Raw genomic sequence first — 14,096 nt, 5'->3', positions numbered from 1 at the left:
TCACCTTCTTAATAAATTGACTTAACAGCTTTTGCTTTGTTATTAGACATAATTACGGTATTCACAAAGTAACGATCACTATCCATTTGATGGTCATTCTGCTTAATCGGTTTGTCTTCACCGCGCTCCATTGCCTTCTCATCCCATACGTAAGAAGAGAACTCACGCAGCGTTTCTTTGCAACAATCGCAGAATTTAATTAATTCCGTTGTTAATGCAGTTGCTACATTTCGTATTCCATCTAATACATCGTTCTTTGCTTTTTTTACTTTCCAACCTTTTTGTTTCAATAAAATAATAAATGAGCTTGCCGATGGGTCTACGATAATACACTTGGTTAGACCGTTTGCAAACTCAACTAAATCAGCATAATATTGTTCATCTGACTTTTGTAAATTCTTCTTACGAGCGTCATGATGGTATTCTTTCACCTTATACCAAATGCCACCACATAAGCCCCATAAACCAAAAGCCATAGGGTTTTGTGTACCGTAATCGCAGGATATATAGTACTGTTCGTATTTTCTTGGATGCGACGGTACAACATGTTCATCTTCATTAAACATACTATATATTAAACCTTCCGCCATTACCCATAAACCTAATATATAGCGTTGATAGAACACACCACTAAACATACGTTTAAAGCGGTCTTTCACTTTTTCAGGAAGAGATAAGTTGTCATCCATTGTGAATTTTAAATGGCAAACTAACTTCTCTTTTTTCTTATCGATAAGCTCTGTTTTTACAAAGTGATATGGCGAACCAGGGTTACAGTTCATAAATATCTTTGCACCATCAACAGAACAACGCCCAATCATTTGATCTATAAATGATTTAGGAAATAGAGCAGCTTCATCAGCTAATGAGCCAGCAGCGGTTAAACCTTGTAACGTATCCTGTGAGTTCTCTTTATTAGCTCCAAACAAGTAGTACGTATTCCATCCAATTTGCAGATAGTTTTCGGAACGGTTATAATCATATCGCCATCCCCATGCTGTAAGTATTTGTATCATTGGGTTGATTACGTTACGTTTTAATGAGCCAATTGATTTACCAGCAATGATAAATGACTCACCTTTAAACTTTTCTTGTGACCATTGCAAGAAACTACAGATCATCGAAATTGTTTTACCAGAACGAATTGCTCCATCTGCAATAACGATGTCATGATTCTTATATGGCGAACCATCTCGCCACCACCACAATAATTGTAATTGTTTATTTGAAAACGGCTGGAACTTAAACGATTTGTTTTTCCGCTTTTTAATCCTCGCCATCTGCATCACCAAATACTTCTTTCATCTTTTCTGAATCAGGAGCAGTTGCTTGTAAAAAATCTTGAATTGCTTCTGCATTATCATCATCTTCATCACCAGTTAAATTTGCAATTTCAGCATTAGCTTTCTTTATGTTCGCTTTCTGTACTTCCATATGCATCTTGTGACGTTCTTCTTCAATTTTTCGCTTGAAGTTATCAGGCACTAAATCAAAGTACATCGCCAATTTATCAAGTGCTCTCATCTTGTCAGCAAGCTTGATAGAAACGCCTTCTTTGCCTTTTTTCACTTCCGCAATGATAGAGCCATCAACCATATCTGATTCATTAAAATCAACATAACTAATGGTTCTCATGACTGGCTTTCCATCTTCATCTTTTACAGGCCCAAACGGTCCCATCACTTCTACATCTTTTTGACCAAAGGTTACGTAATTTGTAATATCAGCAAAAGCAATTTTGATGTACTCATTCAATACATCCATCGCTTCTACAAATATATTCTCAACCATTTCACCTTTAATCTCTCGAATATACGATGCTACACGTTCTCTTCTCAGTAACCGGCTACTCGTAACATGCGCGCTACTCTTTGCATAGCCAGCTTTCAGTGCAGCTTGTGTACCATTAAAATACTTCATGTAATACAAACAAAAGAGCCGTTCTTGTTCTGTCAGCTCTTCATCATCTAGCATCTTTTTTAACTTGGCTTTTGTCTTGGGATTTTTAACATTGGTAACGCTCCTTTTCGCAATAGTAACGTTACCTTTTAATTGTTCGTCCCATTTATCTTGTGATTTCCACTTTCTAATTTGCGAAGGTTTGAGGTTTAACTCAGCCGCAATATCAATTAATGGCTTCTCTCCTTTACTTGCTTTATATATTTCAAATGCTTTGTCACGATCCGGGCTTCGTTGCCTAGCCATATTCACCACCTCACGGTAATTCCTAAATTATTTCGCAGAAAATTCAAAATATATATTCATAAATATGTCCAAGTTGCTATAATAAAATTAACATTGCCATCTGGAGAAGTAATTCGCCCCCCAAGCGAGTTGCTTTTCCTTTTTTTATGTCTATTGTTTTAAGAATTCATCTACCGTTTTACCAAAGCAAACTAATCATTGCTTCTCTCTTTTGCTTTGGTGTTGTGTTATCTTCCAACTCATTAAAGATTGGAATTGCGTTTTCTAACTTTTGTTTATCGAAACGCTCATTTACAAGATCTTGTCCTAACATTGAAATGAATGTACCTATTGCAACCGCTTGTTCTTGTTTAGTTAGTTTCATTTGTCCAACTCCTCCCTATGATAATTCCTAATTTATTCTTGAAATTCTCTAAAACTCGATGTATTATATTTTTGTATTTTCTCAGTTCCCTAATCGAGAATACATCATCACTTCTGAAAAGGACCCGAACTCCAGCGGGTTCTTTTTATTTACTTGAACTCATTTTCGAATTATTGTATTATATTTTCGGGTCTTGCTCCATAAATCATTATCAGGAGAATCTGCAGGTTTGCAGGTTCTTTTTTTATTCCTCTTCTTATAAATCTATTTATTTAAATGTAAAATTGTAAATAAGTTCTAACATTTTGAATCGAGGTGAACACAATGAAAAGTTTTGGTATGTTAGTAATCTCCACTGTCTTTTCAGCTCTCCTAGTATTTTATAATGTCAATTCCTTTTATAATAAATTTACATCAGGGAATACATATTACTGGGTAAACGGTATCCTAGCTGCTGGATTTCTTATATCCTTAATTACCAACATAAAAGATATCATCAAGAAAAACTACACAACTTCTGAATCGAATTAAGGAGCCTATTACGGTTCCTTTTTCTATGTAAAATAAAAAAGCAGCGTATTCGCTACTTACACAAATCGCTAAATGAATCTTACTTAAAAATACTTCTCATTTATTTGTTACAAACTCCCTTCTGAATTGTATATACCCATGTAAAAACTAAATATAAAGGAGTAGAAACATGAAACTAAAAATCAAGAGACCAAACGGATCTAAATCAGATTTTTACATTTCTCCAGAGTTTATTAGCGCTATTGGAATGTTAGTCAAATCTCTTCACCTAGCAGGAATCATTTGATTCTTGCTTTTTCTATTCATTGTGTTCGTTTGTTTTGTAAAATGTTAAATCCAATTGAAACTGCGTCCTTCGAGTTAATAAGTACCAATTAAAAACATAACAAAAAAGAGTGCGTTTCTTCATCACACTCTTTCAAAAGACTTTACCAATCTCGACGATCATCGTGATTACGTCTACGACGACACTCATCACAATCGCAGTCACGTCTACAATGACAGTCGTTAAAATCGTTTCTTCTGCGTCTACGACCGCATCCGCAAAATACTAAATCATCCCAAAATCTATTACAATCTCGAGAATGTCCAAAATTATTATCCCATCCCATAGATATGATTCCCTCCTCTAAAAATAGAATTCATCATATTCTATGATTAAAAGGTAGAAATAGTTTGTTTACTAGTCTATGTTTCAGACTAATAATATTTCAATTTGAAAGTCTATCTCACCCCTTATCTTTCCTTAACAACAAACAAGACGCCACCCAGATCATGGTAGCGCCTACGATAATTGCTATACACATGTTTGTTCTATCTACATAGTAAAATAAAACACCCATAATGAACATATCATAAGATTAGTAACCCTATTTTCTGTCCGTTGATTATTATGTTTATAGACCTAGATTATGCACATCTATATTCAGTAAGTGCATACCCTATTACATGAATACTACTTTAGGAGTGATTATATTATGAATCCTTTCCCGATGAGGATTGTTGTAGCTCCAACTTCGACTTGGCAACATTTACTTCACCATCCTTCATATGGTCAATATGGTATGCAACCTGGGCATATCCCCTTTACTCCTACAATTGCGCCTTCTCCTGTAATATACCAATATCATTATATTTTTCCAGCATTGTATTTCCAAGAGTTTCACGGTACATTTAACATCTAATCTAAATAGAAAAATATCCGTTATCTGTACCATTGATGATCAATTCATGTTATACCTAAAACAGTATTTAAATACGTTTAATGAGTAATTTCTATATAACAAAGAAAAAACGTCTATTTTGATACTTCTACTTTATTTTCATTAAAAAGTTTGCTACATTTTCCATAATTTATTCTTTCCGCCATGTTAATGCAAAATCCCTCTTTCTTTACTCTTGACACAAATCATTATATTACATTTATGTATGGAGATATAAAAAACATAACCTTTGAAGACCAATTCCTAAAAGGGGACTATTTATATTTCTTATTAAAGCTAACATCAAAATACTAAACTTAATAAGAAACACAAAAGCCACGACACTCACGCATCGCGGCTGAATATATAAATTCAATTGGTCTTTTCATCCTTTTTGCGGATTTTTACCGCCCATGCCCGTTCTCCGGTAACGTTTTGATAAAGGGGCGACGCTATCCCCACACTATTCTTCTTTCAAAGAACTGTATAGGTATAGCGTAATATTGATTCTGTTTTGAAAAATCCCCGAAAACGTCCCCCAGTTTGTCCCTTCTTTTGTCGATAAACGTCACTCATCAAACCCCCAGTACCTGCAAAAAGATTTAACAAAATAAATACGTATTTCTGATAAACTTGAAAAGGAAAGCCTCCTGTTAATCCATTAATTTATAAAAAACCAAATTATTTTTATGTACTATAGTCAATAAAATCGGATATAATAGGTATGGAAAAAGCTTATTTGTGCTGTAACACAAATAAGCTTCAAAGATTACTGTTTGCTATTTCTTCTATCCATTAAAAGAATTAATAGAAGAACTAATTGGCAAACATCCGATATGGATATTGGGGCGAATATAATAATTCTCCTCCTTTCAAAGCCAATCGTACTGTAATACGATTGGCTTTTATATTGGGATTTTTATCCTCCCTATGAAATTTATCATAACATGAACAATAGTAAATTTAATCATCCTAATCAATAAAAAATATTTCTATATTAACAGAATTCTACCTCGTGTTTTTTCCGAAACACAAATATCCCCACCATCAGGCAGGGAAAGAAGATGATACAACATGTAAAATAGAATAACCTCATCTATATCAATAGCACAAAATGCTAGAATCCCATTTCTATTGCTTCAAAAACTTGTTTTATATAATCCCCAAAGCCGTAGCAATCAACTGAATAGCGCTTTTTTTCTTCTGATAAAACGGATCACGCTTTATCATTAATTCGTTGTACACAAACGAATCTTTAACCCTTCGATTCCCAAGGTACTTCATCTCAATTATCCTGCGTTCATCTTCATCAAGAGCATGTTTTAACGTCCGTTCAATTTGTTTAAAACGTATCTCGTGATTCTTATCGTCACCTTTCATTTTAGGAAAAAGAACAACACACCCAGCTTGAGCCTGTTCTTCTTGATTCTTCATCCGGACGCACAATGCTTTGTAGTTTTTCAACTCCTTCACCACAAGTCTTCGCATCTCCTTTTCATCGATGTCTTCAAAAAATGACAATTGATTCATACGATACGGTTCCCCTCCGTTCGATCTGCTTTGTTGAACTTTTACTTCATTTCCTTTTTACATTCTTCAAGAAAATCGATAACTTCTTGAGTCTACACTCTTATAGAGAGTAATTCCATCACATTACCTTCTGTGTTATAAACACGAATCGTTCTTTCCTTAAACTCCATCCCTAACATCCCATCATCACCTAAAAGCTTTACGTTATCTTCTATTTTCAAAACCTCGCTTTCTATTCAAGTGATTATTTTATTGAGTTTTCAATCAAACTTCATTTCAAAATTCTCCGTTTCAAATGAACCTCTAGACACATACACCATATACTAATTTAAATACTCCCTAAGAAAGTGGGTGAAAGCTATGCCAGCTATTCTTGGAAACCTTGTCTTACAAACCAGTAACGGTTCTTTCAACTTAGGTGATTTTTATAACGTTTCTCCAAAAGCAAATACAAAATCTTATAATGGCTCGGGCGGTTCCAATGCCGCTTTTATCGTTAATAATTTTAATGGTGTTAGTGCAACGAATACATTTGATTCTGATGTTGCAGATCAAGATCAAGTAGTAGCAAATTAGGCTACTCCTGAATAAAACACAACATTCCGTTAATAATGTATATACAGTTTCTGATTCCCCTTCATACCCGAAGGCTTGCAGCTAGCTTTTACTAGCTGCTCTTTTTATATTTCATACGAATAAAACTCTAAATTCATCCGATACTATATAGGACTTTAAAAAGTCAGCTTTAAACTCTTCCCACTCTAGCTCTCTTGGTCGAGAGTCGAGCAGTTAGCTCTTGCTAGCTGCTCTTTTATTGAATAAATTTCTAAAAAGTGTTAACAATATAAGTACACCAAGGTTGAATACGAATGACCATTGTGTTCTTCTTATTCACCAGGGCAGTTAGCTTTTGCTAGCTGCTTTTTTTGAATTTGTTCGAATAAAATTCTAAATTATGTTCAATACTATAAATGGGCTGATACAGCTTGAATTCACAGTGATCTCTGTAATGTTCTTTCCCCTTTCTCTGAGGGCCGAGCAGTTAACAATTGTTAACTGCTCTTTTGCATTGAGTTAGTTATTAATTTCAGGTCTTATTTCACTTCTACGCCATATACTTTTAACCTAAGTATCCAGCTCAAAGTGTTACCTCCTATCTTAAAGAGCACTGATGCATGGTGCTCTTTTTTAGTTTCCTTATTTCTATAAAATGAAATTTTTATTAAGGTCATTATTATTTCCACATAATACTTTTAATTCTGCTTACACTATAGCTGTAACTTAAAGTTACATATCATTTACTTGTAGGGCCTAGTTTTTTTGTACAACTGGTAGTTAGCTCATTAAGCTAGCTACTTTGTTGTGCAAAAGAAAGTTTTTATTTAATTTACTTTCCTGCATAACATTTTCAAATCTGTTTATACTATAAATGTAACTTGTGGTTACAATTTGCGTATCCATGTGGAATAGTATTTACAGCAGGCAGTTAGCTACTTCAGCTAGCTGCTTTGTTGTGCAAAATAGCATTTTTATTCAACATCAATGTATCTAATTTAATAATTGCACTTAAATCCTAATACATAAGCCGTTTCTAGTATTTAAGTACGTCATAGAATACAATATAGGACAAGGTTTCTCCTAATCTAGTCCTAATAAAATTGAGAAGGAGGTGAATACCAATGGCTATCATACCTCCATTTATGGCTTCTAGAAGATTTACTTCTACACTAGGTGCGGGTACAGGTACAGGTGTTGCTTTTGCAATTGCTGCTACAGCTTGCTTAAATGATGCTGGTGTTGCTGCTACAGCATTCCCAAAATTCACGTATTATAATTTCTACCTAAATGGTGTACTTCAGCCAGGCGGAGAATCAAGTGTTACTACCGGCCCAACTGGAGCGATTACAATTCCAGGTGGCGATACATTTGATCCTGCAATCCCAGTTACTATTGAATTTATCGTAACTTAGTTATATTCAATTTTTTCACAATTAATTACTGTAAGCATATACTAGTATAGAATGATAGGAATTTATACTCACGCTTGAAAAGGGCACTGTTTAATGGTGCTCTTTTTGATTTTAAATTTTAATATCAAATAACGATTTTGTTTAATTTAATCTAAGGCATGTTCTCATAAATCCATTGGATAACCATAAGTAAGAATCCACCTATTAGGATCACTCCACCAACAACAATTGCTGCACCCAATACACCAAGAGGTATCGCTAAAAAACCCCATATAAAAGCTTCTTTCTTTTTCATTCCTTTAATCTCTATTCCCCAGCTAAAACTGTCTCTCATATTTCCGATAGAAAAAATTAAGGAGATGATTATATAAGCTATTAAAATTCGAGTTATCAATTAATCACCTCTCTTCGCCAAATAAAGATTTTGTTATAAAATTTCACCTATATAAAAAACATACATACAATATCTTGGGTATCCTTTTTCAACATTAGTTTTGGTCAGAGCGCCTTCCTCTCAAGGCGCTCTTTAATTTTCAAATAACGAATTTGTTAAAAGCTGAATAAAATTCAATATTCCGTTAATATTAATCACAATACAATCTGCTTCTTACCCAGGTTGTATCGAATCGAGTAGTTTCCCCATTAACTGCTCGATTTTTATTTTTGTTACATAAACTTGATATTTTGATCCATACTATAAATGCACTTGAGTTCTGAACTTCCTTCTTAATGCTTTTCTGGAGAGCAGTTAGCTTTTGCTAGCTGCTCTTTTAATTGCACGTTTTTGTCTTAATACCCATATATTATTGAGAATCAAAATATGATTTTGTATTAAAGGAAAAGTATTCTTTTTCATTACTCCACTCCCTCTTTAAAGGGCGTCGTTTGAAGAAGGTCTTTAAAGAGGGAATACATTTAAAAATCTTGGTTACACTGTAAACAGGCTCGTGAATAGCCAATTTTACTAATACCCACTCTATGTCTATTACCTTGAGCCGAGCAGTTAGCTTTTGCTAGCTGCTCTTTAATTGTAAAAAGAACCCAATTAACTGAACTTACATATAATACTCTGAGTTCCTTTCTTTATAAAATAGTCGTTATAAAATGGATCTCGTCACGAGAGCACTTTACTAAGTGCTCTTTTTGTGTTCCGAATTAATATAAAATGAAATTTTTATACTAATTACTTTCATCCCTCATAATCCAATTCAATGTCATAAGTACCTGGTCCAAGATGACTATTTGATTATTAACACCATCACGATATTCTTCACTATGAATTCTTGAAAAGCCATTTCGGACCCGTTTTAAATTGGATGCTCTTCTTTTTAAATCAGTGATACGCTGTTTAACTTCTTCAGATTTCAAAATGCACATCCTTTTCTACAAAATGAAGTTTTTATAAAAAGTTTTCTCAACGCTTATATACCGGAAAATAATTGCCTTTTATGGTAACTTATTGGTAATCCCATAAAGTTCTATTGTTCCATTTAAAGGACCCGCACCCCTAATCAGGTCCTTTTTTAATGTTTTCTACTAAAATAGCGTTTTTGTTTAGATCCGATTTTTTTAACTGTGGCTTTACTAACACTTTTGTGCTAGAATCCACTAGGATATTATTTTTAAATTATGTTTGGAGGCTTTATGAATAATCAAAACAACAATGAAACAAACAACATCAATAGAGTATTGGCAATTTTTCTAATAGTATCACCACTATTAATGCCTATCGTGCTCCCTACAGCCATAATTGTAGGAATGAAACAATGGATGCCTGATGACGTTGAATACCCGAGTATAATGTCACTATTGACTTTATGTATTGGATTTTTCATAGTTGGGATCATCTTCTCTTTCATATTACGCGTATTTAAATTATCTGAAGAAAAGCTAAAAGAATTAGGTTTCTTAGGATTTACAATTTCAATTGTTAGTACCTTCCTGACAATGTATGTCGGATATTTTTGGCTAGCAAAACTTAATTTCACAGCAGTGCAATTATCACCACATGCTGTATTAACCTTCGCAATTTTATCTACAATTCTTTTAGAAGCAATGTTTAAGCTGATTGATAAATTTGATACACCTGATACAAAAGAGACGATTGAATAGATATTAAAATGATTATCTTAGAGCACATATCAATATGTGCTCTTTTTTCTTTTAATCAAATAACGATTTTATTATTAAGACTGATTCGTTAAAAATCTTTTTGCATCATCAAACAATCGATCTTTTGGAACAAAGTTAAATCCGTACCGATTAAAGAATTCGTCATTTGACATTTGAAAATAATCTTTTGCTAAATCCCATTGATTATAGCCTTTATATTCACCGTATTTTGTACGTTTAAGTGATTCATTTACAGTTACTGGAGCGCTTGCCTGTGCACGAATACCATCCATAAAACTTGTAGAAATGAAGTTCCCAGCCTCTCTCATATCTTTTGGTAACTCACTTTCTATTCCTTTTAAGCTCTTAAGTACTTGATTCAATACTTGTGTATCACCTATAACTCCACGGTTATTTTCGATATGCCAAATGATGTTCCCAAGCTTTTTCTTCATTTCACTCTACCCCCTGTATAAAACTCAATATTTCGTCAATACTATAGATGACACGGTAATCTTTTTCTCCAATTTCTTGCTCGAGCAGTTAACTTTTGTTAGCTGCTCTTTATATGGACTTTATTTAGTAATTAAACTTTTCATTTTCTTAAATAAATTCCAATTTTCCGGTAACACTAAGTACAACCTACTTTTTCCCCAAAGTAGTTCCTTTTAGCAGTGCTTGTGAAGGGCAGCTAGCTTTTGCTAGCTGCTTTTTGTACTAAGTTAATAAAATCTTGTTCTTATTTCTTTTTTACACCATATATTTCTAACCTAGGCCAAGCTCAAAGTGTTACCTCCTATCTTAAAGAGCACTTATGCATGGTGCTCTTTTTTATTTTATTTTCTTACATTTCCGAATAACATTTTCAACTCTGTTCATACTATTCTTGTAACTTAAAGTTACAAACTATTTCTGTAAGCGCAGCGTTTCTTTTGTACAACAAGCAGTTAGTTTTGTTAACTAGCTGCTTTGTTGTGCAAAAGAAATTTTTTTAAAACTGCACATTTATTAAGAACATACATAAAATATCATGTGGTATTCTTTTTCAATTTTAGTTTTGGTCATGGAGTGCCTTAAAAGGTGCTCTTTATATTTGTAAATAACCATTTCGTTCAAACATACACACGATTTATATAAACTACGCATATATTTACATAGACAAGACATAGCTTTTACTATACATGCACAATTTTTGTGCATGTTTTTTTGTTCAATACAATAACTATTTTGCTAAATTTCTCAATTCACAAAGTACTAACTTTATAAAATGAATTCATATACATTATTGAATACATATTAAGTTCATATAAAACCAAATAATTTAGGAGCTGATTAGTATGACAAGTAAACCACTAGTAATAACGCTTCCTCCTATATCAAAAACCAAAATTATTTTTTATTCTTCTTCTGGTGAAGTAATTAAGCACACTTTTTTTACAAACGAGACTTCAGAACCTATAGCAACGTTTGCATATTGTCCTATAGACTTTGAAAGATTTGAAACTAAAAGAATGCCAGTCATTATAAAATAATTTTTCATTCTCATTTACGAATAATCTTTTTTTCATTACACATACTATATCTGAGCGCTCTCTCCCTGGGCTTCGCTCTTTCAAAACGGAAGGCACTCCTCCGTGCAGTGTATGAACATAGCGGGTAATCTAGTCAGTTACCTGCTATGTTTGTTTATAGGTGTAAAAATTCTTGTACAAAATAACGCTTTTGTTTAATGAAAATCAATTAACTATAATTTGAAAAATCGGAAACATTTACTCAATGTTTTTTCTGAATACTCATGCTATTATATATGTGCTGATGTTCACCATCCCAAGAACTCAGTAATTTCATCCACAGGCTTCACTCTCATCCTTTTGAGAGTGAGCCTTTATTTATAAGGATTATCCTCAATATTTATTTTTATAAAATTCAAATTTGATCTCTATCAAAATCTTCAATACCATGTAAAGTTTACGTAAAGATTGCTATGACTCAGCCTGTCCACCCCCAAAAACGTTATATAATGAACTCGCAAATAACCGATTTGCGCAATACTTGTTTTCCATACGACTTATGTTGAGGCTAGGAGAAATCCTAGCCTTTTTTGATTTCTCTCATATCAGTTGTGCCTTCCCATTTCCCTTCACGTACCCACTTCTTCTTGAGCTTTCCAACGTAAGTAAAACTGCGTTCATACATAATGCTGATTTCCGTATCTGGAATACCTTGTATATTCAAACCTCTTACAATTTCAGGGGTTAATCCAATTGGCGTTCTCTTTCTCGGTCCACCGTTCTTTTTCGGCTGTGTATCCAAGTATCTACCCAACTGGCGTAATTCTTCACCAGTCGGGCATGCTTTACACTCATTAACACTAAAACTTTCGTTGGATGAACTATTATAATAACAATGTCTACACTTCTGTTCGATAATATCACCAATTTGGTATGTGAGCTCTTTTCGTTCTTCTTTTGTCAGTTTCATAGCATCCACCTACAAGACTGCTTTGAGCGCTAAACCGAGCGCTTGTGATCTGCCTTGTAACTCAAGGCGATGTTCACGTTCTTTCGCAGCTGTCTCTTCTGCGGCACGTACATTGATATGCATTTTTTGAAGGTCATGCCCCAATTCATGATTCTTTTCCGTAATCGTATTAAACTCGTTAAGTAATGTGTTGTAATCTTCATCACGATATTGTAGCTGCTCTTGTGATAGCTTTAGTGCATCTTCTGCTTCCAAGCGTGCTTTCGTTTCTGCAATCAGATCTTGAGCTAGTTTTTCTTTTATATTTTTTAATTCTTCGTATATTTCCGTTACTTCACTCAACTCTTTTAGAAGTACATCTTTTTCATCAAAAATGTTATTTAATTGCTCTTTCCAAGAAACATCTAGGGTTTCTACTTTCTCGATATGCTCAATAACTACAGGTTTTAATTTTGGTGGTTCAGATTTCGCTTTTTCTTTGTTTTGAGGCTGTAGTAATGGTTTTGTACCCTGAGCTTTCTTAGGTGTACCTACACGCTTATCAGGCGTTGCATTTGCCTCGCGTCTTTTTGCAACGTGATAATATAAATTCCCTTCTGTTACTCCGAACTCTGCTCCGATTTTCCCCCAAGTCCATTTCTTTTCATCAGAAGCACGTAATTTTTCAGCAGTTACACAAATTTGATCCCAGTTTTTTTGTTCAGCCATATGTTCCGTTCTCCCCTCGAGTAGACTCTCCCCTAAGCTTTTTAGATTTTTACCGATTTCACAGTTCTCTGAACACCAACGCGCTATTTCATAATTGTTTCCAATCGATTTTGGAACAGTTTTACACGCTTTACAGTGTTCATCTTGTAAATTTAGAATCTTGAGTCGGATATGACGTTTCTCAACTTTGCTCAATCCATCACCCCATATGAGATTGGAAGGCAAGTAGTACAACGAAATTGTCATACTACCAACCTGTTTTTATTAGTCTTCTAATGTTTCATCAAAAGGCTTGTCCTCATCAGTGACTTCAATTTCTTCAGAAGATTGCGATTCTTTTTCTTGCACCTGTTCTTCTACCGTTACAACTGTTTCTTCCTTCGGTTTCTCTTCTACCTTTGACTGCTCTCCTACATCCGGCTGTTTCTCTTTCCATTCGTGCCATTTAATCGCCATCGGTGCAATGCGAGCACGGTAATCATCAATCATTTCAATTAGCTTCACGTTAGAAATCTTCAGCTCATTTGCTAATTTTAGATAAGACTCTCCTTCAAGCTTTCGTTTTACAATGTAAGCAAAGTCATGTGGTAAATCATCTAAGCCTGGAGCAAGCCCGCTAATGATAAATGCATCAACGGTTTCACGATCCGCTTGCTCTCTTTCTTCGCGAGTTAGGATTTTCTCTTCTGGAATATCGAAGTCCGCTTCCATTTGCTCATACACCTGTTTAACTTCTTGCACAAAACCTTTTTCATCCACTTCATATTCAGTTAACGGTTTGTTCGTTTTTACATTTAGCAACACATTATAATTCACGATAAGAGACTCCAATGATACAGCCACTTTAATATCGATTAATTCAGAAAGTGCATCTAACTTTCCATTTAATGAGCTATCCGTTACTTCCAAAACGATTTCTTTCTTCCCATCAGGTTTAAGATTTACTTTCTTTAAAGTTGGTTTGAATTCGATATATGACATATGATCCGCTCC

16 protein-coding genes and 2 pseudogenes are annotated in these 14,096 nt (G+C 34.1%); 6 read left to right on the top strand and 12 right to left on the bottom strand.

The genetic code is table 11. The annotated features are described in order from the left end of the window. Positions 1 to 8 precede the first annotated feature (8 nt). The 3 genes and pseudogenes from DN407_RS12525 to DN407_RS12515 form a co-directional block, all read right to left on the bottom strand. Positions 9 to 1,280, bottom strand: a complete 1,272-nt coding sequence (locus tag DN407_RS12525) for a PBSX family phage terminase large subunit (protein WP_149216316.1) — start codon at positions 1,278 to 1,280, stop codon at positions 9 to 11. Further along, positions 1,267 to 2,205 carry a terminase small subunit gene (locus tag DN407_RS12520; RefSeq protein ID WP_149216315.1) on the bottom strand — a complete coding sequence of 313 codons (939 nt, stop codon included), beginning with the start codon at positions 2,203 to 2,205 and terminating at the stop codon, positions 1,267 to 1,269. Before DN407_RS12520 ends, DN407_RS12525 begins: the two co-directional genes overlap by 14 nt. Positions 2,206 to 2,355: 150 nt before the next feature. Beyond that, a pseudogene (locus DN407_RS12515) lies at positions 2,356 to 2,569 on the bottom strand (hypothetical protein). Between the two features lie 324 nt (positions 2,570 to 2,893). On the opposite strand from DN407_RS12515, the gene DN407_RS12510 reads away from it, so the two are divergent. Then, a complete protein-coding gene (locus DN407_RS12510) occupies positions 2,894 to 3,100 on the top strand; it encodes a hypothetical protein (protein ID WP_149216314.1) in 207 nt (68 codons plus the stop codon). A 428-nt stretch (positions 3,101 to 3,528) separates the two neighbouring features. Here DN407_RS12510 and DN407_RS12505 read toward each other — a convergent pair whose 3' ends face one another. After that, positions 3,529 to 3,711 (bottom strand): hypothetical protein, encoded by a 183-nt coding sequence (locus DN407_RS12505; RefSeq protein WP_149216313.1) that lies wholly within the window; start codon positions 3,709 to 3,711, stop codon positions 3,529 to 3,531. A 366-nt stretch (positions 3,712 to 4,077) separates the two neighbouring features. Between DN407_RS12505 and DN407_RS12500 the strand changes: the two genes are divergently transcribed. Continuing rightward, a complete protein-coding gene (locus tag DN407_RS12500) occupies positions 4,078 to 4,284 on the top strand; it encodes a hypothetical protein (protein WP_098394576.1) in 207 nt (68 codons plus the stop codon). A 1,170-nt stretch (positions 4,285 to 5,454) separates the two neighbouring features. Here the strand turns inward: DN407_RS12500 and DN407_RS12495 are convergent. Further along, positions 5,455 to 5,832: an ArpU family phage packaging/lysis transcriptional regulator gene (locus DN407_RS12495; RefSeq protein ID WP_149216312.1), complete on the bottom strand. Its 378-nt coding sequence runs from the start codon at positions 5,830 to 5,832 to the stop codon at positions 5,455 to 5,457. Positions 5,833 to 6,192: 360 nt separating this feature from the next. On the opposite strand from DN407_RS12495, the gene DN407_RS12490 reads away from it, so the two are divergent. Then, a complete protein-coding gene (locus tag DN407_RS12490; protein ID WP_001110933.1) occupies positions 6,193 to 6,408 on the top strand; it encodes a spore germination protein in 216 nt (71 codons plus the stop codon). Between the two features lie 1,103 nt (positions 6,409 to 7,511). After that, entirely contained in the window at positions 7,512 to 7,802 is a 291-nt protein-coding gene (locus DN407_RS12485) for a DUF4183 domain-containing protein (RefSeq protein WP_149216311.1), read from the top strand. 151 nt (positions 7,803 to 7,953) lie between these two features. On the opposite strand, the gene DN407_RS12480 is transcribed toward DN407_RS12485, so the two are convergent. Beyond that, a complete protein-coding gene (locus tag DN407_RS12480; RefSeq protein ID WP_255446513.1) occupies positions 7,954 to 8,196 on the bottom strand; it encodes a hypothetical protein in 243 nt (80 codons plus the stop codon). Between the two features lie 785 nt (positions 8,197 to 8,981). Continuing rightward, complete coding sequence (locus DN407_RS12475) at positions 8,982 to 9,179, bottom strand: hypothetical protein (protein ID WP_149216310.1); 198 nt, start codon at positions 9,177 to 9,179, stop codon at positions 8,982 to 8,984. A gap of 267 nt (positions 9,180 to 9,446) precedes the next feature. On the opposite strand from DN407_RS12475, the gene DN407_RS12470 reads away from it, so the two are divergent. After that, a complete protein-coding gene (locus DN407_RS12470; protein ID WP_149216309.1) occupies positions 9,447 to 9,914 on the top strand; it encodes an epimerase in 468 nt (155 codons plus the stop codon). Between the two features lie 74 nt (positions 9,915 to 9,988). Here the strand turns inward: DN407_RS12470 and DN407_RS12465 are convergent, their stop codons facing one another. Further along, positions 9,989 to 10,369 (bottom strand): hypothetical protein, encoded by a 381-nt coding sequence (locus DN407_RS12465; protein WP_149216308.1) that lies wholly within the window; start codon positions 10,367 to 10,369, stop codon positions 9,989 to 9,991. An 882-nt stretch (positions 10,370 to 11,251) separates the two neighbouring features. On the opposite strand from DN407_RS12465, the gene DN407_RS12460 reads away from it, so the two are divergent. Next, positions 11,252 to 11,446, top strand: coding sequence for a hypothetical protein (locus tag DN407_RS12460; protein ID WP_088345966.1), 195 nt, complete (start codon positions 11,252 to 11,254; stop codon positions 11,444 to 11,446). 559 nt (positions 11,447 to 12,005) lie between these two features. Here DN407_RS12460 and DN407_RS12455 read toward each other — a convergent pair. The 4 genes and pseudogenes from DN407_RS12455 to DN407_RS12445 all read right to left on the bottom strand — a co-directional run bounded on the left by DN407_RS12455 (position 12,006) and on the right by DN407_RS12445 (position 14,084). Next, entirely contained in the window at positions 12,006 to 12,395 is a 390-nt protein-coding gene (locus DN407_RS12455; protein WP_081366294.1) for a zinc-finger domain-containing protein, read from the bottom strand. Between the two features lie 9 nt (positions 12,396 to 12,404). Further along, the gene (locus DN407_RS12450) at positions 12,405 to 13,103 is read right to left on the bottom strand and encodes a hypothetical protein (RefSeq protein WP_255446521.1); all 699 of its coding nucleotides are present in this window, start codon (positions 13,101 to 13,103) and stop codon (positions 12,405 to 12,407) included. Between the two features lie 33 nt (positions 13,104 to 13,136). After that, a pseudogene (locus DN407_RS32110) lies at positions 13,137 to 13,349 on the bottom strand (hypothetical protein); the annotation flags it as partial. A gap of 18 nt (positions 13,350 to 13,367) precedes the next feature. After that, positions 13,368 to 14,084, bottom strand: coding sequence for a 2-methylcitrate dehydratase (locus tag DN407_RS12445; protein ID WP_149216306.1), 717 nt, complete (start codon positions 14,082 to 14,084; stop codon positions 13,368 to 13,370). Positions 14,085 to 14,096 lie beyond the last annotated feature (12 nt).

This window comes from Bacillus sp. JAS24-2 (assembly GCF_008274905.1).
GTDB lineage: Bacteria > Bacillota > Bacilli > Bacillales > Bacillaceae_G > Bacillus_A > Bacillus_A cereus.
The sequence above is the reverse complement of the archived record's forward strand: the minus strand, read 5'-3'. Positions and strand labels throughout refer to the sequence as shown.

Excerpts from the sequence above, each read along its gene's own strand:
- DN407_RS12525 (WP_149216316.1), bottom strand. The coding sequence starts at position 1,280 with ATGGCGAGGATTAAAAAGCGGAAAAACAAATCGTTTAAGTTCCAGCCG.
- DN407_RS12520 (WP_149216315.1), bottom strand. The coding sequence starts at position 2,205 with ATGGCTAGGCAACGAAGCCCGGATCGTGACAAAGCATTTGAAATATAT.
- DN407_RS12510 (WP_149216314.1), top strand. The coding sequence starts at position 2,894 with ATGAAAAGTTTTGGTATGTTAGTAATCTCCACTGTCTTTTCAGCTCTC.
- DN407_RS12505 (WP_149216313.1), bottom strand. The coding sequence starts at position 3,711 with ATGGGATGGGATAATAATTTTGGACATTCTCGAGATTGTAATAGATTT.
- DN407_RS12500 (WP_098394576.1), top strand. The coding sequence starts at position 4,078 with ATGAATCCTTTCCCGATGAGGATTGTTGTAGCTCCAACTTCGACTTGG.
- DN407_RS12495 (WP_149216312.1), bottom strand. The coding sequence starts at position 5,832 with ATGAATCAATTGTCATTTTTTGAAGACATCGATGAAAAGGAGATGCGA.
- DN407_RS12490 (WP_001110933.1), top strand. The coding sequence starts at position 6,193 with ATGCCAGCTATTCTTGGAAACCTTGTCTTACAAACCAGTAACGGTTCT.
- DN407_RS12485 (WP_149216311.1), top strand. The coding sequence starts at position 7,512 with ATGGCTATCATACCTCCATTTATGGCTTCTAGAAGATTTACTTCTACA.
- DN407_RS12475 (WP_149216310.1), bottom strand. The coding sequence starts at position 9,179 with ATGTGCATTTTGAAATCTGAAGAAGTTAAACAGCGTATCACTGATTTA.
- DN407_RS12470 (WP_149216309.1), top strand. The coding sequence starts at position 9,447 with ATGAATAATCAAAACAACAATGAAACAAACAACATCAATAGAGTATTG.
- DN407_RS12465 (WP_149216308.1), bottom strand. The coding sequence starts at position 10,369 with ATGAAGAAAAAGCTTGGGAACATCATTTGGCATATCGAAAATAACCGT.
- DN407_RS12460 (WP_088345966.1), top strand. The coding sequence starts at position 11,252 with ATGACAAGTAAACCACTAGTAATAACGCTTCCTCCTATATCAAAAACC.
- DN407_RS12455 (WP_081366294.1), bottom strand. The coding sequence starts at position 12,395 with ATGAAACTGACAAAAGAAGAACGAAAAGAGCTCACATACCAAATTGGT.
- DN407_RS12450 (WP_255446521.1), bottom strand. The coding sequence starts at position 13,103 with ATGGCTGAACAAAAAAACTGGGATCAAATTTGTGTAACTGCTGAAAAA.
- DN407_RS12445 (WP_149216306.1), bottom strand. The coding sequence starts at position 14,084 with ATGTCATATATCGAATTCAAACCAACTTTAAAGAAAGTAAATCTTAAA.